The organism is Burkholderia sp. BCC0419 (assembly GCF_902830285.1).
Lineage (GTDB): Bacteria > Pseudomonadota > Gammaproteobacteria > Burkholderiales > Burkholderiaceae > Burkholderia.
In genome coordinates this window covers 1,920,631-1,944,012 of sequence record NZ_CADESR010000001.1, presented here as the reverse complement: position 1 = coordinate 1,944,012, position 23,382 = coordinate 1,920,631, and the positions used below count along the sequence as shown (strand labels likewise).

The 23,382-nt window shown below is 65.4% G+C and carries 20 protein-coding genes; 16 read left to right on the top strand and 4 right to left on the bottom strand.

The features are described from left to right. Nucleotides 1-38 precede the first annotated feature (38 nt). The 5 genes from HWW87_RS08675 to HWW87_RS08655 all read left to right on the top strand — a co-directional run bounded on the left by HWW87_RS08675 (nucleotide 39) and on the right by HWW87_RS08655 (nucleotide 7,584). Complete coding sequence (locus HWW87_RS08675) at nucleotides 39-2,903, top strand: 2-oxoglutarate dehydrogenase E1 component (RefSeq protein ID WP_175819960.1); 2,865 nt, start codon at nucleotides 39-41, stop codon at nucleotides 2,901-2,903. 135 nt (nucleotides 2,904-3,038) lie between these two features. Beyond that, on the top strand, nucleotides 3,039-4,316 hold the full coding sequence (gene odhB / locus HWW87_RS08670) for a 2-oxoglutarate dehydrogenase complex dihydrolipoyllysine-residue succinyltransferase (protein WP_175819959.1): 1,278 nt from the start codon (nucleotides 3,039-3,041) through the stop codon (nucleotides 4,314-4,316). A gap of 81 nt (nucleotides 4,317-4,397) precedes the next feature. Continuing rightward, on the top strand, nucleotides 4,398-5,828 hold the full coding sequence (lpdA, locus tag HWW87_RS08665) for a dihydrolipoyl dehydrogenase (RefSeq protein ID WP_175819958.1): 1,431 nt from the start codon (nucleotides 4,398-4,400) through the stop codon (nucleotides 5,826-5,828). Between the two features lie 98 nt (nucleotides 5,829-5,926). Then, nucleotides 5,927-7,024 (top strand): cell division protein ZapE, encoded by a 1,098-nt coding sequence (gene zapE / locus HWW87_RS08660; RefSeq protein WP_174386692.1) that lies wholly within the window; start codon nucleotides 5,927-5,929, stop codon nucleotides 7,022-7,024. 149 nt (nucleotides 7,025-7,173) lie between these two features. Beyond that, complete coding sequence (locus tag HWW87_RS08655) at nucleotides 7,174-7,584, top strand: transposase (RefSeq protein ID WP_174429478.1); 411 nt, start codon at nucleotides 7,174-7,176, stop codon at nucleotides 7,582-7,584. A 112-nt stretch (nucleotides 7,585-7,696) separates the two neighbouring features. Here HWW87_RS08655 and HWW87_RS08650 read toward each other — a convergent pair whose 3' ends face one another. The 4 genes from HWW87_RS08650 to HWW87_RS08635 form a co-directional block, all read right to left on the bottom strand. After that, complete coding sequence (locus tag HWW87_RS08650; RefSeq protein ID WP_175819957.1) at nucleotides 7,697-8,158, bottom strand: DUF2147 domain-containing protein; 462 nt, start codon at nucleotides 8,156-8,158, stop codon at nucleotides 7,697-7,699. 174 nt (nucleotides 8,159-8,332) lie between these two features. Then, nucleotides 8,333-10,018 carry a ShlB/FhaC/HecB family hemolysin secretion/activation protein gene (locus HWW87_RS08645; protein ID WP_175819956.1) on the bottom strand — a complete coding sequence of 562 codons (1,686 nt, stop codon included), beginning with the start codon at nucleotides 10,016-10,018 and terminating at the stop codon, nucleotides 8,333-8,335. Between the two features lie 144 nt (nucleotides 10,019-10,162). After that, nucleotides 10,163-11,512: a collagen-like triple helix repeat-containing protein gene (locus HWW87_RS08640; protein ID WP_175819955.1), complete on the bottom strand. Its 1,350-nt coding sequence runs from the start codon at nucleotides 11,510-11,512 to the stop codon at nucleotides 10,163-10,165. A gap of 40 nt (nucleotides 11,513-11,552) precedes the next feature. After that, a complete protein-coding gene (locus HWW87_RS08635) occupies nucleotides 11,553-13,253 on the bottom strand; it encodes a collagen-like triple helix repeat-containing protein (RefSeq protein WP_175819954.1) in 1,701 nt (566 codons plus the stop codon). A gap of 676 nt (nucleotides 13,254-13,929) precedes the next feature. On the opposite strand from HWW87_RS08635, the gene HWW87_RS08630 reads away from it, so the two are divergent. From HWW87_RS08630 to HWW87_RS08580, 11 genes are all read left to right on the top strand, one after another. Then, the gene (locus HWW87_RS08630; RefSeq protein WP_174429473.1) at nucleotides 13,930-14,100 is read left to right on the top strand and encodes a Flp family type IVb pilin; all 171 of its coding nucleotides are present in this window, start codon (nucleotides 13,930-13,932) and stop codon (nucleotides 14,098-14,100) included. Nucleotides 14,101-14,187: 87 nt separating this feature from the next. Further along, a complete protein-coding gene (locus HWW87_RS08625; RefSeq protein WP_175819953.1) occupies nucleotides 14,188-14,682 on the top strand; it encodes an A24 family peptidase in 495 nt (164 codons plus the stop codon). After that, a complete protein-coding gene (locus HWW87_RS08620; RefSeq protein ID WP_175819952.1) occupies nucleotides 14,679-15,173 on the top strand; it encodes a TadE family protein in 495 nt (164 codons plus the stop codon). The genes HWW87_RS08625 and HWW87_RS08620 overlap by 4 nt, the downstream gene beginning before the upstream one ends. Nucleotides 15,174-15,268: 95 nt before the next feature. After that, on the top strand, nucleotides 15,269-16,168 hold the full coding sequence (cpaB, locus tag HWW87_RS08615; RefSeq protein ID WP_175819951.1) for a Flp pilus assembly protein CpaB: 900 nt from the start codon (nucleotides 15,269-15,271) through the stop codon (nucleotides 16,166-16,168). Nucleotides 16,169-16,190: 22 nt separating this feature from the next. Continuing rightward, nucleotides 16,191-17,522, top strand: a complete 1,332-nt coding sequence (locus HWW87_RS08610; RefSeq protein ID WP_175819950.1) for a type II and III secretion system protein family protein — start codon at nucleotides 16,191-16,193, stop codon at nucleotides 17,520-17,522. Between the two features lie 75 nt (nucleotides 17,523-17,597). After that, complete coding sequence (locus HWW87_RS08605; RefSeq protein ID WP_175819949.1) at nucleotides 17,598-18,836, top strand: fimbrial protein; 1,239 nt, start codon at nucleotides 17,598-17,600, stop codon at nucleotides 18,834-18,836. Between the two features lie 3 nt (nucleotides 18,837-18,839). Then, nucleotides 18,840-20,183: a CpaF family protein gene (locus HWW87_RS08600; RefSeq protein ID WP_174429467.1), complete on the top strand. Its 1,344-nt coding sequence runs from the start codon at nucleotides 18,840-18,842 to the stop codon at nucleotides 20,181-20,183. Next, entirely contained in the window at nucleotides 20,176-21,156 is a 981-nt protein-coding gene (locus HWW87_RS08595; RefSeq protein ID WP_175819948.1) for a type II secretion system F family protein, read from the top strand. The genes HWW87_RS08600 and HWW87_RS08595 overlap by 8 nt, the downstream gene beginning before the upstream one ends. A gap of 4 nt (nucleotides 21,157-21,160) precedes the next feature. After that, the gene (locus tag HWW87_RS08590) at nucleotides 21,161-22,159 is read left to right on the top strand and encodes a type II secretion system F family protein (protein WP_175819947.1); all 999 of its coding nucleotides are present in this window, start codon (nucleotides 21,161-21,163) and stop codon (nucleotides 22,157-22,159) included. A 29-nt stretch (nucleotides 22,160-22,188) separates the two neighbouring features. Beyond that, nucleotides 22,189-23,016 (top strand): pilus assembly protein, encoded by an 828-nt coding sequence (locus tag HWW87_RS08585; RefSeq protein ID WP_175819946.1) that lies wholly within the window; start codon nucleotides 22,189-22,191, stop codon nucleotides 23,014-23,016. A gap of 23 nt (nucleotides 23,017-23,039) precedes the next feature. Continuing rightward, nucleotides 23,040-23,375: a DUF3613 domain-containing protein gene (locus tag HWW87_RS08580; RefSeq protein ID WP_175819945.1), complete on the top strand. Its 336-nt coding sequence runs from the start codon at nucleotides 23,040-23,042 to the stop codon at nucleotides 23,373-23,375. Nucleotides 23,376-23,382 lie beyond the last annotated feature (7 nt).

Genomic DNA, 23,382 nt, shown 5'->3' with positions numbered 1-23,382 from the left:
GCTATTTCTCGAGAAGCTCGAAGAAAGGTGAGCGTAAAATGTCAGATGTAATGAAGCAGTTTCAGCTGAACTCCTATCTGTTCGGCGGCAATGCTTCGTACGTTGAAGAACTGTACGATGCATACCTCAACAATCCGGCGTCGGTGCCGGAGAACTGGCGAGAGTATTTCGACGCGCTGCAGAACGTGCCTGCAACGGACGGCTCGACCGCCAATGACGTCGCTCACTTCCCGATCGTCGAATCGTTCGCCGAGCGTGCGAAGGCCAATGCCTTCATCCCGCGCGAAAGCACCAGCAATCTCGCGACCGCACGCAAGCAGGTGCACGTCCAGTCGCTCATCAGCGCCTACCGCTTCCTCGGCTCGCAGTGGGCCAATCTCGATCCGCTGAAGCGTCGCGAACGTCCGGCCATTCCCGAGCTCGAACCCGCGTTCTACGATTTCTCCGAAGGCGACCTCGACCAAACGTACAGCGCAAGCAACCTGTACTTCGGTTTCGACCAGGCTTCGCTGCGCGACATCGTCAAGGGCCTGCGCGACACGTACTGCGGCACGATCGGCGCCGAGTTCATGTACATCAGCGATCCGGAGCAGAAGCGCTGGTGGCAGGAGCGCCTGGAGTCGACCCGCGCGACGCCGGCCTTCTCGACCGACAAGAAGAAGCACATCCTGAATCGCCTGACGGCCGCCGAAGGCCTCGAGCGCTACCTGCACACCAAGTACGTCGGCCAGAAGCGCTTCTCGCTCGAAGGCGGCGAAAGCTTCATCGCGGCGATGGACGAAGTTGTCCAGCACGCGGGCAAGAGCGGCGTGCAGGAAATCATCATCGGCATGGCTCACCGCGGCCGTCTGAACGTGCTGGTCAACACGCTGGGCAAGATGCCGGCCGACCTGTTCGCCGAATTCGAAGGCAAGCACGTCGACGACCTGCCGGCCGGTGACGTGAAATACCACAAGGGCTTCTCGTCGGACGTGTCGACGGAGGGCGGCCCGGTCCACCTGTCGCTCGCGTTCAACCCGTCGCACCTCGAAATCGTGAACCCGGTGGTCGAAGGTTCCGCGAAGGCGCGGATGGACCGTCGCGGCGACGAAGACGGCCTGCAGGTGCTGCCGGTGCAGATCCACGGCGACGCGGCCTTCGCAGGCCAGGGCGTCGTGATGGAGACGCTGAACCTCGCGCAGACGCGCGGTTATGGCACGCACGGCACGCTGCACATCGTCATCAACAACCAGATCGGCTTCACGACGTCCGACCCGCGCGACGCGCGCTCGACGCTGTACTGTACCGACGTGGTCAAGATGATCGAGGCGCCGGTGCTGCACGTGAACGGTGACGATCCGGAAGCCGTCGTGCTCGCGACGCAAATCGCGATCGACTACCGGATGCAGTTCCACAAGGATGTCGTGATCGACATCGTCTGCTTCCGCAAGCTGGGTCACAACGAGCAGGACACGCCGGCCGTCACGCAGCCGCTGATGTACAAGAAGATCGCGCAGCACCCGGGCACCCGTGCGTTGTACGCCGAGAAGCTCGTGCAGCAGGGCGTGATCGCCGCGGAAGACGTCGACGGCTACGTGAAGGCGTACCGCAAGGCGATGGACGACGGTCACCACACGGTCGACCCGGTCCTGTCGAACTACAAGAGCAAGTACGCGGTCGACTGGGTGCCGTTCCTGAACCGCAAGTGGACGGATGCAGCCGACACGGCCGTGCCGCTCGCCGAACTGAAGCGCCTGGGCGAACGCATCACGACGGTCCCGGAAAACTTCAAGGTCCACCCGCTCGTCGAGCGCGTGATCAACGACCGCCGCAACATGGCGCGCGGCGACCAGCCGCTCGACTGGGGCATGGGCGAACACCTCGCGTTCGCGTCGCTCGTCGCATCGGGCTACTCGGTGCGCCTGACGGGCCAGGACTCGGGCCGCGGCACGTTCACGCACCGTCACGCGGTGCTGCACGACCAGAACCGCGAGCGCTGGAACGACGGCACGTACGTGCCGCTGCAGAACATCGCCGACGGTCAGGCGAAGTTCACGGTGATCGACTCGGTGCTGTCGGAAGAAGCGGTGCTGGGCTTCGAATACGGTTACTCGACCGCCGAGCCGAATACGCTCGTGCTGTGGGAAGCGCAGTTCGGCGATTTCGTCAACGGTGCGCAGGTCGTGATCGACCAGTTCATCTCGTCGGGCGAAGTGAAGTGGGGCCGCGTGTCGGGTCTCACGATGCTGCTGCCGCACGGCTACGAAGGCCAGGGTCCGGAACACTCGTCCACGCGTATCGAGCGTTTCCTGCAACTGTGTGCTGACCACAACATGCAGGTCGTTCAGCCGACGACGCCGGCGCAGATTTTCCACCTGCTGCGTCGCCAGATGATCCGCCTGTTCCGCAAGCCGCTGATCGTCGCGACGCCGAAGTCGCTGCTGCGTCACAAGGAAGCGGTGTCGGACCTGTCGGAACTGGCGAAGGGTTCGTTCCAGCCGGTGCTGGGCGAAACCGACGGCGGCATCGACGCGAAGAAGGTCAAGCGCGTGCTGGCGTGCTCGGGCCGCGTGTATTACGACCTCGTCGCGCATCGCCGCGAAGCGAAGGCGAACGACGTCGCGATCATCCGTATCGAGCAGCTGTATCCGTTCGCGCACAAGCAGTTCGAAGCCGAAATGAAGAAGTACGAGAACGCGACTGAAGTGGTCTGGGTGCAGGACGAGCCGCAGAACCAGGGCCCCTGGTTCTACGTCGAGCACCACCTGAAGGAAGGCATGAAGGAAGGGCAGAAGCTGGCATACAGCGGCCGTCCGGCTTCGGCCTCGCCGGCGGTTGGCTACTACGCGAAGCACTACGAGCAGCAGAAGGCCCTGATCGAAGGTGCATTCGGCCGCCTGAAGAGCGCATCGCTCGCGAAATAACCGACGGAAGCGAAACGGGAAGGCGCGCGGCGCTTTCCCGTTCCTTTTGGCCTGCCGGGCGCGTCGCGCGCCGCACCGGCCGAAGGAATCGCACGAACCTCGTCACACCCCAGATTAAGCATCCAGGAAAATCACATGGCTATCGTAGAAGTCAAAGTCCCCCAGCTTTCGGAGTCGGTGTCGGAAGCCACCATGCTGCAGTGGAAGAAGAAGCCGGGCGAAGCAGTCGCGCAGGACGAAATCCTGATCGAACTCGAGACCGACAAGGTCGTGCTCGAAGTGCCGGCGCCGGCAGCGGGCGTGCTCGCGCAAGTGCTGCAGAACGACGGTGACACGGTGGTCGCCGATCAGCTGATCGCGACGATCGACACCGAAGCGAAGGCGGGTGCTGCAGAAGCCGCGGCAGGTGCCGCCGAAGTCAAGCCGGCGGCAGCGCCTGCTGCAGCCGCGCCGGCCGCACAGCCGGTTGCCGCGGCCGCATCGAGCTCGGCCGCCGCCTCGCCGGCCGCAGCGAAGCTGCTGGCCGAGAAGGGCCTGTCGACGGGCGACGTCGCAGGTTCGGGCCGCGACGGCCGCGTCACGAAGGGCGACGCGCTGGCCGCAGGCAGCGCGCCGAAGGCTGCTCCGGCCGCCGCACCGGCGAAGACCGCCGCCGCGAAGCCGGCGCTGCCGGAAGTGAAGGTGCCGGCGTCGGCAGCGACGTGGCTGAGCGACCGTCCGGAACAGCGCGTGCCGATGTCGCGCCTGCGTGCGCGTATCGCCGAGCGCCTGCTCGAATCGCAGCAGACCAACGCGATCCTGACGACGTTCAACGAAGTGAACATGGCTCCGGTCATGGAACTGCGTAACAAGTACAAGGACAAGTTCGAGAAGGAACACGGCGTGAAGCTCGGCTTCATGTCGTTCTTCGTGAAGGCGGCCGTCCATGCGCTGAAGAAGTTCCCGCTCGTGAACGCGTCGATCGACGGTAACGACATCGTCTACCACGGCTACTTCGACATCGGTATCGCGGTCGGTTCGCCGCGCGGCCTGGTCGTGCCGATCCTGCGCAACGCGGATCAGCTGAGCCTCGCCGAGATCGAGAAGAAGATCGCCGAATTCGGCCAGAAGGCGAAGGACGGCAAGCTGTCGATCGAGGAAATGACGGGCGGTACGTTCTCGATCTCGAACGGCGGCGTGTTCGGTTCGATGCTGTCGACCCCGATCATCAACCCGCCGCAGTCGGCCATCCTCGGCGTGCACGCGACGAAGGAGCGCCCGGTCGTCGAGAACGGCCAGATCGTGATCCGCCCGATCAACTACCTCGCGCTGTCGTACGACCACCGCATCATCGACGGCCGCGAAGCCGTGCTGTCGCTCGTCGCGATGAAGGATGCGCTGGAAGATCCGGCACGCCTGCTGCTCGACCTGTAAGCCGAGTCTCACCGCATCGACCCGTTCCGCGGGTTCGCGTCCACGCGCGAACCCGCGGGCGTACAAGTAGAAAGGATTGTCATGTCCAAGGAATTTGACGTCGTCGTGATCGGCGCCGGCCCCGGCGGCTACATCGCCGCGATTCGCGCCGCGCAGCTCGGCAAGACCGTTGCCTGTATCGAGAAGTGGAAGAACCCGGCCGGCGCGCTGAAGCTCGGCGGCACCTGCCTGAACGTCGGCTGCATTCCGTCGAAGGCGCTGCTCGCATCGTCGGAAGAGTTCGAGAACACGTCGCATCACCTGGCCGACCACGGCATCACGGTCGACGGCGTGAAGATCGACGTCCCGAAGATGCTCGGCCGCAAGGATGCGATCGTCGAGAAGATGACGAGCGGGATCGAGTTCCTGTTCAAGAAGAACAAGATCACCTGGCTGAAGGGCCATGGCAAGTTCACCGGCAAGACCGACGCCGGCGTGCAGATCGAAGTGAGCGGCGAGGGCGAAACCGAAGTCGTCACCGCGAAGAACGTGATCATCGCGACGGGCTCGAAGGCGCGTCACCTGCCGAACGTCCCGGTCGACAACAAGATCGTGTCGGACAACGAAGGCGCACTGACGTTCGAGTCGGTGCCGAAGAAGCTCGCCGTGATCGGCGCAGGCGTGATCGGCCTCGAGCTCGGCTCGGTGTGGCGTCGCCTGGGTGCCGAAGTGACGGTGCTCGAAGCGCTGCCGGCGTTCCTTGGCGCAGCCGACGAAGCGCTCGCGAAGGAAGCGGCGAAGCTGTTCAAGAAGCAGGGCCTCGACATCCATCTCGGCGTGAAGATCGGCGACGTGAAGACGACCGCGAACGGCGTGTCGATCGCTTACACGGACAAGGACGGCAACGCGCAGACGCTCGACGCCGACCGCCTGATCGTGTCGGTCGGCCGCGTGCCGAACACCGACAACCTCGGCCTCGAGGCCATCGGCCTGAAGGCGAACGAGCGCGGCTTCATCGACGTGGACGACCACTGCCGCACGGCGGTGCCGAACGTGTACGCGATCGGCGACGTGGTGCGCGGCCCGATGCTCGCGCACAAGGCGGAAGACGAAGGCGTGCTGGTCGCGGAAGTGATCGACGGCCAGAAGCCGCACATCGACTACAACTGCATTCCGTGGGTGATCTACACGTACCCGGAAATCGCATGGGTCGGCAAGACGGAGCAGCAGCTGAAGGCCGAAGGCCGCGAGATCAAGTCGGGCAAGTTCCCGTTCTCGATCAACGGCCGCGCGCTCGGCATGAACGCGCCGGACGGTTTCGTGAAGATGATCGCGGACGCGAAGACCGACGAACTGCTCGGCGTGCACGTGATCGCGGCGAACGCGTCGGACCTGATCGCGGAAGCCGTGGTGGCGATGGAATTCAAGGCGGCGTCGGAAGACATCGCCCGCATCTGCCATCCGCACCCGTCGATGTCGGAAGTGATGCGCGAAGCGGCGCTCGCGGTCGACAAGCGCTCGCTGAACAGCTGAGCACGGTGTAGCGCCTGCCGGCCGTTGGCCGGCGCGGCCGTCTCATGACGAAGGCGGGCGGGGTTTCCCGCTCGCCTTCGTTCTTTCCGGTTTGCCCGATGAACGTCACCGAATACTACACGCGCGAACTGACCACGCGCGGCTATCAGTCCGATCCCGCCCAGCGCGCGGCCGTCGATCGCCTGCAGCGCTGTTTCGACGAATGGGTCGACTACAAGGCGCGCCGCTCCAACGCGTTCAAGAAGCTCATCATTCATCCGGAGCTGCCGCGCGGCGTCTACATGTGGGGCGGTGTCGGTCGCGGCAAGAGCTTCCTGATGGACAGCTTCTACGCAGTCGTACCCGTGCAGCGCAAGACGCGCCTGCATTTCCACGAATTCATGCGCGAAGTGCACCGCGAGCTCGAGGAGCTGAAAGGGCAGGCCGATCCGCTCGATGAACTCGCGCGACGCATCGCGAAGCGTTACCGGCTGATCTGCTTCGACGAGTTTCACGTGTCGGACATCGCCGACGCGATGATCCTGTACCGCCTGCTCGACCGCCTGTTCAACAACGGCGTGCAGTTCGTGATGACGTCCAATTACGATCCCGACGACCTGTATCCGGACGGCCTGCATCGCGACCGCATGCTGCCGGCGATCGCGCTGATCAAGGAAAAGCTCGACGTGCTCAACGTCGATGCGGGGGTCGACTATCGCCAGCGCACGCTCGCGCAGGTGAAGATGTATCACACGCCGCTCGGCGCGGAGGCCGATCGCGAACTGCGCCATGCATTCGGCAAGCTCGCGGCCGTGCCCGACGAGAGTCCGATCCTGCATATCGAGAAGCGCGAGCTGAAGGCGCTGCGCAAGGCGGACGGCGTCGTGTGGTTCGATTTCGCGACGCTGTGCGGCGGCCCGCGTTCGCAGAACGATTACCTCGAACTGGCGAGCCGCTTTCATGCGATCGTGCTGTCCGAGGTGCCGCAGATGTCGCCGCGGATGGCGTCCGAAGCGCGCCGCTTCACGTGGCTCATCGACGTGCTGTACGATCACAAGGTCAAGCTGCTGATGTCCGCGGCGGTGCCGGCCGAAGCGTTGTACGTCGAAGGCCCGATGGCCAACGAATTCGCGCGTACGGTCTCGCGCATCGTCGAGATGCAGTCGAAGGAGTATCTCGAAACGCCGCGCCGCATCGTCGATACGTCGTTGACCTGAGCTGATCGAGAGCTCTGGCAATTGGCGGGATTTAAACGTCAATTTCGGTTAAATTCAGCCAATCTTCGGGTATTTTCGGATTTGTCTTATATTCATCGTTGAGGTGAGCCGATATTGTGGTGTCATGGTTATTAAGGCTGGAGACGTCCATGACACCGTATCGCGATTTAACCGACCACGAATGGGGCTGCGTCGCGCCGCTTCTGCCCGAAATGCAGCCGCGCACCGAGTTGCGCGGCCGGCCATTAGCCAATACGCGGGCCGTGCTGAACGGTGTGCTCTGGGTGATCTACAGTGGCGCAACATGGTCGGCCATGCCGCGCCGTTACCCGTCGTATCAAACATGCCATCGCCGCTTCAAGGTGTGGCACGAAACGGGCACGCTGATGAACGTGATGCGTGAGCTCTATGGCGACGCCGGCATGAATCTGTGCAATGAACTGTCCGCGCGAATGCGCAAGCACACGCAATCGAAGGCGGCCGAGGCGCGTAGCAACGCGGCACCCGCGTATCGTGCACCGGGTAGCTATGCATCGGATACGATGAAGCACGCGGCGTGATGTTCATCGGTTTTCGTTGTGCACGCACTAAAAGAAATCGGCCTGGCGACGTCGTCGCAGGCCGATTTTTTCATTGAGCCGCGCTGAGCCACGCGTCTGGGCGCGTACTGCGTTATTGCTGGCGAACCCAGGTCTGCGACCGGCCCAGCAGCGACACGCCGATGTAGCCGCGCACCACGAGCTTTTGGCCGCCGTCTTCAAGCGTCATCTTGCACTTGTAGACCTTGCCGTTCTCCGGGTCGAGAATGTTGCCGCCGTCCCAGTGGTCGCCTTCCTTCTTCATCGCCTTGATGATCGTCATGCCCTTGATGAGCTGATCCTTGCGCTCGTCCGTGCACGCGGTGCAGCGGCGATCGGGCGTGTCGTTCGCACCGAGGCCCTTGACGACCTTGCCCGTCATCAAGCCGTCGCCGTCCTCGGCGATCTGCACGAGTGCCTTCGGTTGATGGGTGTTGTCGTCGATCGTCTGCCACATGCCGATGGGGCTGTCGGCTTGCGCGAACGTGGGGGCTGCGCACGTGAGCAGGGCGCCGGCAATGGCGATTGCACGCAACGGGCGAGTCAGTTGAATCATTGTCATCCTCCTTGTTTTGCATGTCTGTTCGATTCGCCCGCACGACCGTCTGCATGGGGCGGGCCTGTTGCGAGCTTCGCCAGAATACGTGAAACCGCGCGCCACGTTTGATAGAGGGGACTCTAATCGAAACAGCCCGCGTGACGCGGGCTGTTGGGTGACTTTGGTGACCGATCAGTTGAGCTGATACGAGAATGCGGCATTGATGCGCGGGCTGCGTGACGCGCTTTCGACCGGTGCGTCGCCCACCGGTTTGGCGACGTTCAGGTCGAGACTGTAGTAGCGGCTGTCCGTGAGCCGCACGCCGATGCCGACCGACGACATGCGGTTCGGCGATGGCGTGCCCGAGTGCAGATACACGCGCGCCATGTCGTACGCGATGTACGGCGTGATCGATTTCAGATACGTCCAGCCCGGTGAGAAACCGCGGTTGACTTCCAGCGACATCCCCCAGCCCGAGTCGCCCGACGTTTCGCCCGGCTGATAGCCGAGCGCGTAACGGGTCGAGCCGAACGAGATCTGTTCGGATGTCGGTAGCGAGTCCGGACTGTATTGCCCGGTCAGCGAAACCGACGTGCCGATCCGGAACGGCCATTCGTTCGTCTGCGTGAAGGTCGCGCCGGTGCGAACGAAGGTCAGCGAGATCGGGCTGTCCACCGAGGTCGTCGTCGTACCGACGGTGATGTCCTGCGCTTTCGACGCACCGAGGATGTTGAAGCCTTTCGCGACGTTGACGCTCAGCTTCTGTACCTGTTTCGGCTGGACGCTCGTGTAGTCGAGCTGCATCTGCAGCACGCGGACTTGCGAGCGCGTATCGAGGCTCGCGCCGTTGATCTTGTTCTGGTAGCGATCTTCGTTATGCGACGCATAACCCGACACGGTGCCAAGCAGGCTGCGCTGGTTGTTCAGCAAGATCGGATAGGATGCCGAAAGACCGAGTTTTTCGTTCTTGACCGTGCGCTCGACGGTCGACGGCAACCCCGGGTTGTCGGTCGGCTTGCCGCGATACGTGCTGGCATCGAGGCGCGTGATCAGGCCGCTGCTGCCGACGGGCACCGCGCCGCTGAACGCGAAGTAGGTCTGCTTGTCGCGTCCCGGCGGCGCGAGCGCCGAGATGCTCAACTGCTCGCCGAACGACGTGAGGCCGTTTTCGGTCGCGGTGATGAGGCCCTGGACGCCCGGGTGGTTGAAGTCGATACCCGTGCTGACGTTGAACGGCTTGCGATCGACCGCGAGTTCGAGCGTCGTCGCGCCGTCGGTGGTTTGCGGCGGCGGGACGTTCGCCTTCACCGTGAGGCCGGGCAGCAGGCCGAACGTGTTCACGTAGCGCTCGAACGTCGCGCGGCGCAGCGGGCGGTCGGCTGTGATGTGCGCGGCGATCGCGCGGATCTTCGGTTCCATCGCGCCGGGTTTGCCGGTGACCTTGACGTCCGACACATAGCCTTCGACCACCGTGATGCGCACGACGCCGTTCTCGAACGTCTGCGCGGGAACGAACGCGAACGACAGCGCGTAGCCACGTTCCTGGTACAGCTTCGTCACGCCGTTGGCGGTTTCGATCAGCTCGCCGATCGTGATGTCCTTGCCGACGAGCGGCGTGAAGCGGCGCGTGATTTCCTCGAACGGCACCGACTTCACGCCTTCGACCTGGAACGTCTTCGGCGTCAGGTGCCGCGACAGCAGCTCCTGCAATTGCGGCGCCTGCGGTGCGACCTGAACGGTGACGTTCGGGCCCGTCTTCGGTGCGTTGATCTGGGGAAGGGAGTCGAGCGGGTTACCACCCACGCGTGTTTGTGCCTGTGCCGTGCCTGCTGCCGCGATGGCGAGCAGCATCATCCATCTGTCGAGTCTGGATTTCATTGTTCTTCCTCGTAGGCCTTGCTTTTCGTCTTCTTTGTCATGCCGGCGCACGACACCAGGGTGTCGCGCGCCGCGTGCCGCAATGCCGGTTGTGTTCGTACGGCCGCGTCATTCGCTCCGGCTGCGATGACGCGACCGTCCTCCTTACTTGCCGACGCTACCCAGCGTACCCAGCAACCCCGTGACCGGTGCCAGCAGGCCCGACGAACCGCCGCCCGACGATGCCGTACCCGACACGCTGCCGACCAGCGATGTGACCGGCGCGAGCGGGCTCGAGCCCCCGGACCCTGCTGCACCGCCAACTGCTCCGGTGACAGTATTCAGCAAACCGGTAACGGGTGCGAGAGGGTTTGCACTGCCTGCGCCACCCGTTGCACTGCCGAGCGCACCGGTGACCGTCGACACGAGTCCGGTGACGGGCGCGAGCGGATTGCTGCCCGAGCTGCCCGTTGCGCCGCCGACTGCGCCCGTGAGCGAACCGAGCGGCGTGGAGCCGAGACCCGACAGCAGGCCGCCGAGTGGGTTCGTCGAACCGGAACCCGACGACGGGCCGTTCTGCACGGTAGCCGTCGAGCCGCCGACGAGGCTCGTGATCAGGCCGGGGATCGGTGCCGCGCCGTTCGGGCCGTTCGGATTGACGAGGCCGCCCGCGTTGGTCACGGTATTGCCGACCACGGTCACGAGCTGACCGACGTCGCCGACGAGCGGCTGGCTCGACGTACCGGCGACCTGCTTGCCGGCTGAGCTGATGGCGCCGCCGATCTGGCCGAGCAGGCCCGAGACGGGTTGGCCGAGGCCGGTCGTCGTGCCGACCTGCTGCGTGACCTGGCCGGCGGTGATCACGAGCGGCGTGATCGCCGAGCTGATCGGTTGCGTGACCTGCTGCACGGCGCCCGACGACAGCGTCGAGCCGATCGTCGTGCCGGCGGCCGTCAGACCGTTGGCGACCGTGTCGAGCACGGTGCCGACCGGCGTCGTGACCGGCGCGAGCGGTGCCAGCGGGCCCGTGCCCAGCGCCTTGACCGTCGAGCTCAGGCCCGACACCGTGTTGCTGGTTGCGCCGACGACATTGCCGAGACCGGCAACGGTGGTGCCGACCGGGTCCTTCGTCGAGCCGATCTGCCCCAGCCCGTTGCTCAACGCATCCGCGGCCGCATTGATGATCGTGCCGGTGCTCGACACGGTGCTGCCGACACCCTTCGTCACGCCGTCGCCGAGGCCCGGCAGGCTGATGTTGCCGACCGTGCTGCCGAGGTCGCTGGCCGTCTGGCCGACCGTGCTGACGACGCCCTTGGTGCCGGTCGGCGAGCCGCTGGTGCCGCTCGTGCCGGGCGTGCCGCTCGTGCTCGGGTTGTTGTTGTCGTTGCTGCTGGTCGGCGGCGAGCTGACGCCGCCACCGCCGCAGGCGGCCAGCAGGCACGCTGCGGCGAAGGCGGTGAGGGGCGCGCGCCATTGGCGCAGGGCGACCGTCGTGATGGAGCGTTGCTGGGACATGATGGACTCCTCGCTGTCTTTTCGGTGAATGGATGTCGGATTACTTGCCGTGCGTGCCGCCGAGCAGGCCGCCGATCAGCGACGTGACGGGCGCAAGCGGATTCGACGACGAGCCCGAGTTCGCGACGGCACCCGTGCCGCCGCTCAGTGCCGGTACGCCGACCGTGCTCGTCACCGTGGAGACGGCGTTCGTCACCGGGGCGAGCGGGCTGCTGCCGCCTGCGCCGCCCGTTACGCCGCCGAGTGCGCCCGTGACTGCGCCGAGCAGACCCGTGACCGGCGCGAGCGGGCCGCCGCTGGTACCGCCCGTTGCGCCGCCGAGCGCGCCGGTGACCGTCGAGACGAGGCCCGTGACCGGGGCGAGCGGGCCGCCGCTGCCGCCTGCTGCGCCACCCAGTGCGCCGGTGACCGTCGAGACGAGACCCGTGACCGGTGCGAGCGGGCCGCTGCCGCCGCCTGCTGCGCCGCCGAGTGCGCCAGTGACCGTCGAGACGAGGCCGGTGACCGGTGCGAGCGGGCCGCCGCTGCCGCCTGCTGCGCCACCCAGTGCGCCGGTAACCGTGGAGACGAGACCCGTGACCGGTGCGAGCGGGCCGCTGCTGCCGCCCGTTGCGCCGCCGAGTGCGCCGGTGACCGTCGAGACGAGCCCCGTGAGCGGGGCGAGCGGGTTGGTCACGCCGCCGGTGCCGCCCGTGAGCAAGCCGCCGACGGCCTTCACGGTGTTGCCCGTCGACGAGACGGTGTTGCCGAGGCCGGTGGTGACCGGATTGCCGCCCGTCGATGCGAGCAGGGCGCCGGCCTGGTTCAGCCCGTTGCCGACCGTGCCGAGCAGCGTGTTGACTGGTGCGCCGAGGCCGGTTGCCGTGCCGATCGTCTGGGTCGTCTGGCCGACCATCGTCGTGATCGGCGTGATGGCCGAGCTGACCGTTTGCGTGACCTGCTGGATCGGGCCGGTCGACAGTACGTTGGTGAGCGTGGTGCCGCCGTTCGATACGGCGCCCCCGAGCGTCGAGACGAGGCCGCCGACGGCGCCCGTGACCGGCGCGAGCGGCGACAGCGGGCCGCTGCCGAGGCTCGTGACCAGATTGCCCGTTTGCGTGACTGCGCCGCCGAGCTGATTGACCACGCCGCCGGTGCTGGCGACCGTGGTGCCGACCGGATCCTTCGTTGCGCCAAGCTGGCCGAGACCGTTGCCGACGCCGTTGCCCAGCGCGGTGACGGCGCCGCCCACGCTCTGCACGATGCCGCCTGCGGCTTGCGTGGTGGCCGGATTGACACCCGGCAGCGTCTGGCTGCCGAGGGCGGAGCCGAGATTGGAGACGGCGCCGCCGGCAGTCGTGATGATATTGCTGGTGTTTGCGAGGACATTTCCCACTGGGTTCGACGACACACCCGAGGTGCCGGACGTACCGCTCGTGCCCGAGGTACCGCTGGTGCCGGACGTGCCGCTCGTACCCGAGGTACCGCTGGTGCCGGACGTGCCGCTCGTACCCGAGGTACCGCTGGTGCCGGACGTGCCGCTCGTGCCCGAGGTCCCGCTGGTGCCGGAGGTACCGCTCGTACCCGAGGTGCCGCCGCCCGACGTGGAGATGGAGTCGCCGCCGCCCGAGCTGGAGCCGCCGCCGAGGCCCTGGCTGATGGAGCCGGAACCGCCGCACGCGGAGAGGGAAAGCATGGCTGCAACGGTGGCCGCGATCAGAGTCGTCCGGAACACGCCATGAGGGATAACCTTAATGTCCATTTCTTCCTCGCATTAAAAATGTGTTGTGAACTGCGTTGTGTTGAGTGGTGCGAGGACTACTCTGCAACTGTCGTGCCATTTCGATGCCCGACGGTTCGACAACAGGTTTTAAACGAGGCAATTCCTTGTCAGAAAAGGAAGTTGCGGAAACTGAAAGATTGTTGAATCTGTTTAAGTGCAGATGAATGAGAACGGTTTCGGCCGTTTCGTAACGTAACGTCACAACATTGGCGTTACGCGTGCGGCGTAACGTGGGGCCCACGCAGGCTTGGTGGACGAGGCAACGGTTTTACTGGTGGATTAGGTGTGCACATCTAACCTATCGTAAATCCTATGTGTAAGTCGTACCGAAACGCCGTACAAATACGTTGTGCTCCTGATCATTTTTTCCGTCAGAGTGGTTAAAAGAGGTTGGAATTTAAATAGGAACGGATATAGAATCGGCAGCAGATGTAAGGAAATGTACGGTTCGGTACACTACGTTCGAGGAGGAGCGCTATCGCGAATGTTAACTTGCATCAAATCGTGAGCAATGCCCTTCGGGGCGACCTATAAAGAAAGCGCACCCGGTTGTCGTTACAGCAGATGTAGCGAACGGTCGGGGCAAACGGCCAGATATGCGGGGACGTATACGTATAAAAGGCCAGAAAACGTAAATACAGGCACGAGGAATAAAATGAAAGCAATCATCAAGCGTTTCCTTAAGGAAGAAGACGGGGTTACCGCAGTCGAGTACGGTCTCATCGCCGGACTTATCGCAGTCGCTCTCGTCAGTGCCATGGGCACGTTGACGGGTGGCATCTCGGGGGCGTTCACCTACATCGCCAGCAAACTCCCGGCGGCATAACGAACGAGCTTTTGCTCATTTCCCTGTTGTCAGGGGCGCGGATTGCTTCGGCAATCCGCGCGGTAAGTTTTGCCGTTCGGGGCGTAAATGATCCTGCTAACTGGCGTCGGGGTTTTCCTCGCGTGGGCGGTGCTCGTCGCGCTCGAGGACATCCGTCATAGGCGTATACCGAATTCACTGGTGATCGGTGGATTCGTGTCTGCATTTGTGCTCGCCGGGCATAATCCATTCGGCATATCCGTGAATCAGGCGCTCATTGGCGTACTGGTCGGTTTTCTCAGTCTTTTCCCGTTTTTCGTGCTGCGCGTAATGGGTGCCGCGGATGTCAAGGTATTCGCGGTGCTGGGCGCGTGGTGCGGCCCGCATGCGCTGCTGTGGCTCTGGATTATCGCGAGCCTGCTGGCGTTCGCGCATGCCGGCACGCTGGTCTTCGCCACCCGTACGCCGATGTCGGCGTTGTGGCAGCGGCGTTCACCGACGATGCAGATCGCCGGTTTCCGGGCATCGCCGTATGCCGCGTTTCTCGTGATCCCCGCGGCGCTGTGGTGCGTGTACCGGATCGCGACCGGGGGGATGCAATGACGGTCGTTCGTCCGGCATCCGGCATGCGACGTCGCGAGCGCGGCGCGACGGCGATCGAATTTGCGCTGATGCTCCCGGTGTTCTTCCTGATCCTGTACGCGATCATCACGTACGGGATGATCTTCGCGGCCCAGCAAAACCTGACGCTTGCCGCCACGGAAGGCGCTCGCGCCGCGTTGAACTATCAGCAGGTCGGTGCGGCCGCGTCGGTGCAGGCAGCGCAGCAAGCCGCGCTGGCGGCGCGGGCCCAGGCCGCATGCACGGCCGCGACGAACCTGACCACTTGGCTGAAAGGGGCGGCATGCTCGCCCACGCAGCAAGGCAACTGTTCGTACGACCCGACGATGCTGTGCGTGCAGATCACGCTGACCTACCCATACTCGCAGAGCCCGCTGATTCCGTCGTTCCCGCTGCTCGGTTCGCTGTTGCCGGTGCCGTCGACACTCACCGGAACCGCGATGGTCCAGATCAGCCCGGTCAACATCATATAGACGGCAGCGACGGCGTCGTGCCGGGTCGAGGGCGCCCGGTCGGCAACGTTGCGCGGAGAATTCAATCGTGAGTAGCGGGGAAACATAACAACACCATGGCCAACAACCTGACGAAGATCATTGCGGGTTTGCTGATCGCGATCGCGATCCTGCTTGGCGTCTATGCGTGGATGCTCGGTCGCAAGCCGGCCGATGTCGCGCCGGCCGCCTCGACGGTCGCGACGCAGAGCGTGCCGGTCGTCGTGACGACGCGGCCGTTGCAAGCCGGCCAGCCGATTCCGGCCGAGGCGCTGAAGGTCCAGCAGTCGACCGCCGCGCCGCAGGGGGCGTTCGCCGATCCGCTGCAACTGGTCGGCCGTATTCCGGCAGCCGATATTCCCGCGCATGCGGCCGTCGTCGCGAGCGCATTGTCGTCCGGCCTCGCCGAGCAGATCGCACCGGGAGAGCGCGCCGTCGCGATCAAGATCGACGAGACCAACGCGGTCGGCAACCGTGTGCGGCCCGGCAACTATGTCGACGTGTTCCTGAATCTGAAGCGCGACGGGACCGGCATGGCGATCGGCGGGACGTCGACGGCCGAGATCGTGAATACCCAGGCGCGGCTGCTGATGTCGAAGGTTCGCGTGCTGTCGTTCGGCGATGCAACGACCGAGCGAGACAGTTCGAACGGCTCGGTGGTCGGCATGCGGACCGCGGTGTTGGCGGTGCCCACTGCACAGGTCGATGCGCTGACGCTCGCCGAGCAGAGCGGTCGGCTCGTGCTCGCGCTGCGTAACCCGCGCGACGACGATGTCGCGGCGCAAACCGTCGCGGTTCGCGTCGGCGACGACAAGAGCCCGTCGGCGCTTGCCGCTGCCGGCATGGTGTTGGGCGAGTTGTCGAAGAGTGCGACGGCGCCGGCTCCGCGTGTGGCGCCTCGGGTGGTCGCGCGGCATCCGAGCGGCGGCAGCATCGAAGTGATTCGGGGTGGGCGGACCGAAACGGTCGCTTATTGAGCGGGACGAAGACGGCAAAACAATGAAAAAGAAACTGATTGGTTTGGCTATTGCATTGAGCGCGCTGGCGATGCCGCCGCTGTCGGACGCGGCCGACACGAGCGGGACGATCAGCCTTGCAGTCGGCGCGCAACGGCAGCTTGCGACGGGGCGTGCGCTGCAGCGGGTCGCGGTTGGCGATCCGTCGGTGGCCGACGTGCTCGTCGTGAAGGGTGGGCGCGGCGGTGTGCTGCTGGTGGCGAAGAATGCCGGCGCCACGAACGTGATGATCTGGGAGCGCGGCCGCGACGAGCCGACCGTCTATAACGTGAACGTCACGAGCGGTGCGGCGCGGGCACTGCTCGACGGCGCGTCGCCGAGCGTGAACACGTACGGCGGCGCGACGGTGATCGGCGGCGCGGCCGGCACGCTCGACGGGCATCAGCGCGCAGTCCATGCGGCGAAGACGGTCGGCGGCAAGGACGGGACGACGCTCGATGCGTCGACGATCTCCGGCAAGAACGTCGTGCAGGTCGACGTGCGGGTCGTCGAATTCAGCCGCTCGGTGCTGAAGCAGGCTGGGCTCAACTTCTTCAAGCAGAGCAACGGCTTTGCGTTCGGGGCCTTCGCGCCGACAGGGCTGACATCGATAACCGGTTCTCCGAATAGTTCGCTCACCTACAACACGAACGTGCCGATTTCGTCGGCGTTCAACCTCGTCATCCATTCGATGTCCCGCGGGTTGTTCGCTGACCTGTCGATTCTGGAGGCGAACAACCTGGCCCGCGTACTCGCGCAGCCCACGCTCGTCGCGTTGTCCGGCCAGAGCGCGAACTTCCTCGCGGGCGGCGAGATTCCGGTGCCGGTGCCGCAATCGCTCGGCACGATCTCGATCGAGTGGAAACCCTACGGCGTCGGGCTCACGGTCACGCCGACCGTGCTGAATCCGCGGCGGATCGCGCTGAAGGTCGCGCCCGAGTCGAGCCAGCTCGACTTCGTGCACTCGATCACGATCAACGGCGTGCAGGTGCCCGCGCTGACCACGCGGCGCGCGGACACGACGGTCGAGCTCGGCGACGGCGAAAGCTTCGTGATCGGCGGCCTGATCGACCGCGAGACCACGTCCAACGTCAACAAGGTGCCGTTTCTGGGCGATCTGCCCATCATCGGCGCGTTTTTCAAGAATCTGAGCTACCAGCAGAGCGACAAGGAGCTCGTGATCATCGTGACGCCGCATCTCGTTGCACCGATCGCGCAGGGCGCACCACTGCCGGCGACGCCGGGCGAGCTGTCCGAGCAGCGCGACGGTCCGGTGTGGCGTTCGTACCTGGGCGGCATGGCGTCGCCGGACGCAGGGCCGGGGTTCTCGAAATGAGCGCGCCGAATCGTTACCGGACCGCGCAGGCTGTCGCGCACGACGCGATGCCTTGCTTCATTGGGAGTATCCAAGATGAATGCGAGAACCTATTCTTTGGCTGAGCCCGCCGTCACCGACCACTTCGTCTGCGCGTCCTCGCTTGCGGAGCATGTGCATTGGCTGTCGCAATCGCTGGTGTCCGCCGGCGCGGTCGAAGGGGTACCGCTCGACGGCGCCGCGCTGTCGCAGCGTATCGGCGTGTTGAATCCGGCACTGGTATTCATCGATTTTTCCGGTGATTGCGCGGCGGCAAGTACGGTGGTCGCCGCAGTACGCGTGGCGCATCCGGGCGTGCCTGTCGTCGCACTGGGCTCGCTCGCGCAACCGGAAGGAGCACTCGCCGCGCTGCGCGCGGGGGTGCGCGATTTCGTCGATTTTTCCGCACCGGCCGACGAGGCGCTGCGGATCACGCGCGTGTTGCTCGACAACGTCGGCGAGCCGGCCAATCGTCACGGAAAGGTCACCGCGTTGCTCGGCGCGCGCGCCGGGATGGGCGTGAGCACGCTCGCCGCGAACCTGTCGGTGCTGATGCAGCGACGGCCGGCCGACCCTGCGCACACGGCGGCGCTCCTCGATCTCGGGCTGCCGGCCGGTGACGGCGCGTTGTTCCTGAACACGCGCTGCGAATTCCATTTCGTCGAGGCCGTGCGCAACCTGCGCCGGATCGACCGCACGTTCGTGACGACCGCGCTCGCGCGCCACTCGAGCGGCGTCGCCCTGACGACGCTGCCGCCGAATCTCGCCGAGCTGCGCGACGTGGCGACGGCGTCGTGCGCGGCGTTGCTGAACCGGCTGCGGGCGTTCTTCGATCATCAGATCGTCGATCTCGGCGGCTTCCCGAATCGCGAATTCATCGCGCAGGTCGTGAACCTGGCGGACGAAGCATGGCTCGTTTGCGATCAAGGCGTGGCGTCGGTCGTGTCGGCGGTCGAAATGCTGGACGGGTTGCGCGAGGCAGGCGCCGCGACCGACCGGCTCCGGCTCGTCGTCAACCAGTTCGACGCCGAGCTCGGGCTGATGCCCGCGCAGATCGCCGAGAAGCTCGGACTGTCTTTGGTCGCGACGCTGCCGTCGCGGCGCGTGTCGATCGGGCATGCGGCGAACCAGGGCAAGCTGATCGCCGAGGTCGCGGAACGCGATCCGTACGTCCGTGCGCTCGGGCCGCTGGTCGAGCGCCTCGCGGGCGCGCCGGCGCCCGGAGCGACACAGCGTGCGGCCGGCGGCCTCTCGGCGCTCAGGCGAATCATTCAATCCTCAACGAAGCGGTCGTAAGCGATGGCACACGACATTCAATTTGCCGACGGCGCAGCGCCGTTCTCGCAAACGCAACAGTTCCACGACATCAAGAATGCCGCGCACGAGCATCTGCTCACGCGGATCGAGGAACTGGGTGCCGAATTCGGCCGTTGGTCGCGACAGGCGATCAACCAGTTCGTCGATCTCGAAATCGACAGCTTCGTACGGCTGCGGCGCATCCCGCTCAACGAGAGCGAGGTGCGTGCGGTGGCCGAGGCGCTGACGAAGGAGCTCGCCGGCTTCGGGCCGATCGAAGACCTGTTGGCGGACCCGCACGTCGAGGACATCCTGATCAACGGCTACAACGACATCTACGTGTCGCGCCACGGGATCCTGTCGAAGCTGCCGATCCGCTTTACCGACAATGCGCATCTGCTGCGGATCGTGCGACGGATTCTCGCGCCGGTCGGCCGGCGGCTCGACGAATCGAACCCGATGGTCGATGCGCGGCTGCCCGACGGCGGGCGGGTGAACGTCGTGATCGAACCGCTGTCGATCGACGGCCCGGTCGTGTCGATCCGGAAATTCCGCAAGGACCCGCTGAAGCCCGAGGACCTGCTGGGCAACGGCACCTACAACGAGGAAATCGGCCGGCTGCTCGAGGCGGCAGTTGACTCGCGCTGCAACGTCCTGGTGTCGGGCGGCACCAGTTCGGGCAAGACGTCGCTGCTGAACGCGCTGGCGTTCCACATTCCGATGGCGGAACGCGTCGTGACGATCGAGGATACGGCCGAACTGTCGCTGAATCACCCGCACGTCGTGCGGCTCGAGAGCCGTCCCGGCGGGTTCGACGGCAGCGGCGTCGTGACGATTCGCGACCTGCTGCGAAACACGCTGCGGATGCGGCCGGACCGGATCATCGTCGGCGAAGTGCGCGGCGGCGAAGTGCTCGAAATGCTGCAAGCGATGAATACCGGCCACGACGGATCGATGGGTACCGTGCACGCGAGCTCGCCGCGCGAATGCCTGTACCGGCTCGAGATGCTGGCCGGTTTCGCCGGTTTTCAGGGCACCGAAGCAAGCCTGCGGCGGCAGATCGCCAACGCGATCGACTTCATCGTGCAGATCGGGCGGCTGTCCAACGGTCGCCGCCGCATCCTGTCGATCACCGAAGTCACCGGCATGTCGGACAACATCGTCTCGACGCAGGAGCTGTATCGCTACGAGGCGCGCGTCACGCCGGAGGGCGAAGAGATTGATCATTGGGAGTCGCTCGGCATTCATCCGCATTCGCCGAAGCTGGCACGTTTCCGCAGCACGCTGGTATCGGCCGGCGGCGGCTTCAGTGGCAACTTCGGGCGAGGCGGAGGCTTCAATGTCTAGCGCCACCTTGCTCGCGCTGATGTTCGCACTGATCTGCGCGGCAGCCGGGTTGCTGCTGTGGCGCGGAAGCCAGGTGCGAGAAGGGCGCGCGCATACGCAGCGGTTCTTCGACAGCCGGGTGGGACAGGGCGCGCGCCCCGCCGCCCCGCCTGGCGACACGCGCACCGCGCGCACCCCGGCGGCCGGTACGGCGAACGCGCAGGTGCCCGAACAAGGGTTCGTGCGCTGGCGCGCGTCGGCGTTCGACGCGTGGGCCGTGCTTTCCGACCGTGCGGGCCTCGATGAAGTGCGCGCCGGCCTCGTGATGGCGCTTGCGGTCGTCGTGCTGCTCGCGTTGTGGGCCGGCATGGCTGGCGGCATGCTCGCCGCGGCGGCCGCGATCGTGGCGGGCAGTGTGCTCGTCGTGCTGTGGATCACGTCGCGCATCAGCCGGCGCCGCCTGAAGATCGTCCGTCAGTTGCCGTCGTTTCTCGACGGGATCGTGCGGCTCGTGACGCTCGGGAACAGCGTGCCGGCGGCGTTCCAGTCGGCGCTTCAGACGACCGAGATGCCGCTGCGCCGCTGCCTCGACGACGTGTCGCGGATGCTGCGCTCCGGCGTCGAGATCGATCGCGCGATGCTGAACATCGCGCAAACCTACCGTATCCGCGAATTCGAACTGGTCGGTGCGGTGTTGCGTCTGTCGGTCCGCTACGGCGGGCGGGCGGACGTGATGCTCGACCGGATGTCGACGTTCATGCGCGATCTCGAGCAGGCGGAACGCGAACTGTCCGCGATGTCGGCTGAAACCCGGCTGTCCGCATGGGTGCTGGCGCTGTTGCCGATCGCGGTCGGCAGCTTCGTCATCTCGACGAGCCCGCGCTACTTCACGACGATGTGGGGCGACGATAACGGGCGTCAGATGATTTATCTGGCGTTCGCGCTGCAGGCGATCGGCGGTTTCTGGCTGTACCGGCTCGCGCGGCTGAGGTGAATCGATGGATGCAAACCGTTTAGGCGCACTTGCGCTGGTGCTCGGATCGGTCGGCGTGCTGCTGCTTGCAGCGCTCGCGATCGTTCGCATCGTGCTCGTGCAGCGTGCCGAGCGCGCGCTGGTGAATGCGCTCGATCGCCGGGCCGCGGCAGTCGAAGCGGCCGCCGCGCGCGCCGGCGCCGCAGAGCCTGCGCGCGACGCGGTGGCACCTGCCGCGCCGCGCGTCCGTTTCGCGGGGCTGCTCGAACGCTTCGAAGACGTCGGGATGCGGTGGCTCGAGACTGGCTTCAGCCGGTATCTGATCGCCGACGAAGATCGCCAGTTGCTCGAGCAGTGCGGTTTCGTCGACGTGCGCGCCAGAGCGCTGTTCGTCGGCGCGCGCATCGTCTGCGCGATCCTGTTGCCTGCGCTTGCCGTGCTGCTACTGATCGGCCGCGGACAGCAGACGCGCTGGCCGTTGTGGATCTCCGTCGCGCTCGTGACCGGCTACATGCTGCCGAAAATCTACGTGCGGCGGCGCGCGACCGCGCGCCGGCAGAGCATTGCGGCCGAACTGCCGCTGCTCGTCGACATGTTGCGGCTGCTGCAGGGCGTCGGGCTGTCGCTCGACCAGAGCATCCAGGTCGTCACGCACGATTTTCAGACGATGTTGCCGGTGCTGTCGTGGGAACTCGGCGTCGCGCAGCGGCAGTTCGCGGCTGGGCGCACGCGCGAGCAATCGCTGCAACGCCTGACGAACAGTTTCGACAACGAGGATCTGCGCGCGATCGTGCGCTTGCTGATTCAGGTCGACAAGCATGGCGGCGCGGTGCAAGAGCCGCTGAAACAATTCGGCGACCGTCTGCGCGAAGGGCGTCGCGCGACGCTGCGCGAGCAGATTGGCCGCCTGACGGTGAAGATGACCGGCGTGATGATCGTCACGCTGTTGCCGGCACTGTTGATCGTGACCGCGGGGCCCGGGATCATGACCGTGCTGGCCGCGCTCGCTGCGTTTCAGCGCTGATGCGGCATGAGGGGAAGGAGCGACACAAGATGAATCGATTGGATTGGGTTCGCACGATCGCAGGCGCGACGGCGTGCGCGTTGCTTGCCAGCGGGTGCTCGCTGTTCAAGGAGTCCGGATACGGAATCGGTGCGCAGGCCGAACGCGGCGCGCTGATGCAGGCCGCAGCCGACAAGAATGCGCCGCCCGATACGCCGGGTATGTATCTGGGTCTGATCGAGCGGATGCAGGGGCAGGGGCTGTATTTTGCATCGCTCGCGCACATCGATCAGTACGAGAAGCAATATGGCGCATCGCCGGACACGATCCTGCTGCGCGCCGACGCGTTGCGGGCGACCGCCCAGTACGATGCCGGCGTGGCCGCCTATACCAAGTTGCTGACGACGCCGCTCGCCGCGCGCGGCTATCGCGGGCTGGGCCTGACCGCCGGCGCCCGCGGCGATTTTGCGCTGGCCGCGCAGCAGCTCGAACAGGCGACGGTGCTTGCGCCGACCGATGCGGCGACGTTGTCCGACCTTGCGTATTCGAAGATGCGCGAAGGCGATCTGGCAGGTGCACGCGTGCCGCTGCTGAAGGCGGCCGAACTCGAGCAGAAGAACCCGAAGATCCTCAGCAACTTCGTGCTCTACCTGTTCGCGACCGGTCATGCGAAGGACGCGCGGCGGCTGATGGATCAGCAGAAGCTGTCGCCCGCGGTGCGCAGCCAGATTCGCGACGACGAGACGAAGGTCGCGGCCGCGATGCGCGCGAAGCAACGCGCCATCGCCTATACGCCGGCCAATGTGTCCGTGCCATCGGTGGCGAGCAGCGACAATTTCGATCTTGCCGTGCCGCTGCTGCAGCGTTTCGCGCGATAACGACGATATTCACGGAGGCCATCATGTTTCACCTTTCCTCAATCCGCGTGCGGGCCGCGGGCATCGCGTTCGCATGCTCGCTGGGTGCGGGCGTCGCGTATGCGCAAGGCGACACGCCGGCGTCCGAAATCGGTCATGCGACCGGCGCGCTGCTCGACCTGCAGCGCTCGAATCGCGCGGCCGCCACGCCGCAACCGATCGACGGCGCGGCCGGCACGTATGCCTATCAGCGCTATATCGACTCGTTCAAGACGCCGATTCCGCAGTGGTTCGGCACGATGTCGGCGTCGGGCGGCGGTAACAGCGGTGGCAGCGGCAGCGGCAGCGGCGGACTGTCCGGTGGCGATCTCGCGCGCTGACGGAGCA

Coding starts and splice junctions, on each gene's coding strand:
- HWW87_RS08640 (WP_175819955.1), bottom strand. CDS start 11,512: ATGTCCCAGCAACGCTCCATCACGACGGTCGCCCTGCGCCAATGGCGC.
- lpdA (WP_175819958.1), top strand. CDS start 4,398: ATGTCCAAGGAATTTGACGTCGTCGTGATCGGCGCCGGCCCCGGCGGC.
- odhB (WP_175819959.1), top strand. CDS start 3,039: ATGGCTATCGTAGAAGTCAAAGTCCCCCAGCTTTCGGAGTCGGTGTCG.
- HWW87_RS08590 (WP_175819947.1), top strand. CDS start 21,161: ATGGATGCAAACCGTTTAGGCGCACTTGCGCTGGTGCTCGGATCGGTC.
- HWW87_RS08650 (WP_175819957.1), bottom strand. CDS start 8,158: ATGATTCAACTGACTCGCCCGTTGCGTGCAATCGCCATTGCCGGCGCC.
- HWW87_RS08600 (WP_174429467.1), top strand. CDS start 18,840: ATGGCACACGACATTCAATTTGCCGACGGCGCAGCGCCGTTCTCGCAA.
- HWW87_RS08610 (WP_175819950.1), top strand. CDS start 16,191: ATGAAAAAGAAACTGATTGGTTTGGCTATTGCATTGAGCGCGCTGGCG.
- HWW87_RS08580 (WP_175819945.1), top strand. CDS start 23,040: ATGTTTCACCTTTCCTCAATCCGCGTGCGGGCCGCGGGCATCGCGTTC.
- HWW87_RS08595 (WP_175819948.1), top strand. CDS start 20,176: ATGTCTAGCGCCACCTTGCTCGCGCTGATGTTCGCACTGATCTGCGCG.
- cpaB (WP_175819951.1), top strand. CDS start 15,269: ATGGCCAACAACCTGACGAAGATCATTGCGGGTTTGCTGATCGCGATC.
- HWW87_RS08635 (WP_175819954.1), bottom strand. CDS start 13,253: ATGGACATTAAGGTTATCCCTCATGGCGTGTTCCGGACGACTCTGATC.
- HWW87_RS08620 (WP_175819952.1), top strand. CDS start 14,679: ATGACGGTCGTTCGTCCGGCATCCGGCATGCGACGTCGCGAGCGCGGC.
- HWW87_RS08675 (WP_175819960.1), top strand. CDS start 39: ATGTCAGATGTAATGAAGCAGTTTCAGCTGAACTCCTATCTGTTCGGC.
- HWW87_RS08645 (WP_175819956.1), bottom strand. CDS start 10,018: ATGAAATCCAGACTCGACAGATGGATGATGCTGCTCGCCATCGCGGCA.
- HWW87_RS08585 (WP_175819946.1), top strand. CDS start 22,189: ATGAATCGATTGGATTGGGTTCGCACGATCGCAGGCGCGACGGCGTGC.
- HWW87_RS08605 (WP_175819949.1), top strand. CDS start 17,598: ATGAATGCGAGAACCTATTCTTTGGCTGAGCCCGCCGTCACCGACCAC.
- zapE (WP_174386692.1), top strand. CDS start 5,927: ATGAACGTCACCGAATACTACACGCGCGAACTGACCACGCGCGGCTAT.
- HWW87_RS08625 (WP_175819953.1), top strand. CDS start 14,188: ATGATCCTGCTAACTGGCGTCGGGGTTTTCCTCGCGTGGGCGGTGCTC.
- HWW87_RS08655 (WP_174429478.1), top strand. CDS start 7,174: ATGACACCGTATCGCGATTTAACCGACCACGAATGGGGCTGCGTCGCG.
- HWW87_RS08630 (WP_174429473.1), top strand. CDS start 13,930: ATGAAAGCAATCATCAAGCGTTTCCTTAAGGAAGAAGACGGGGTTACC.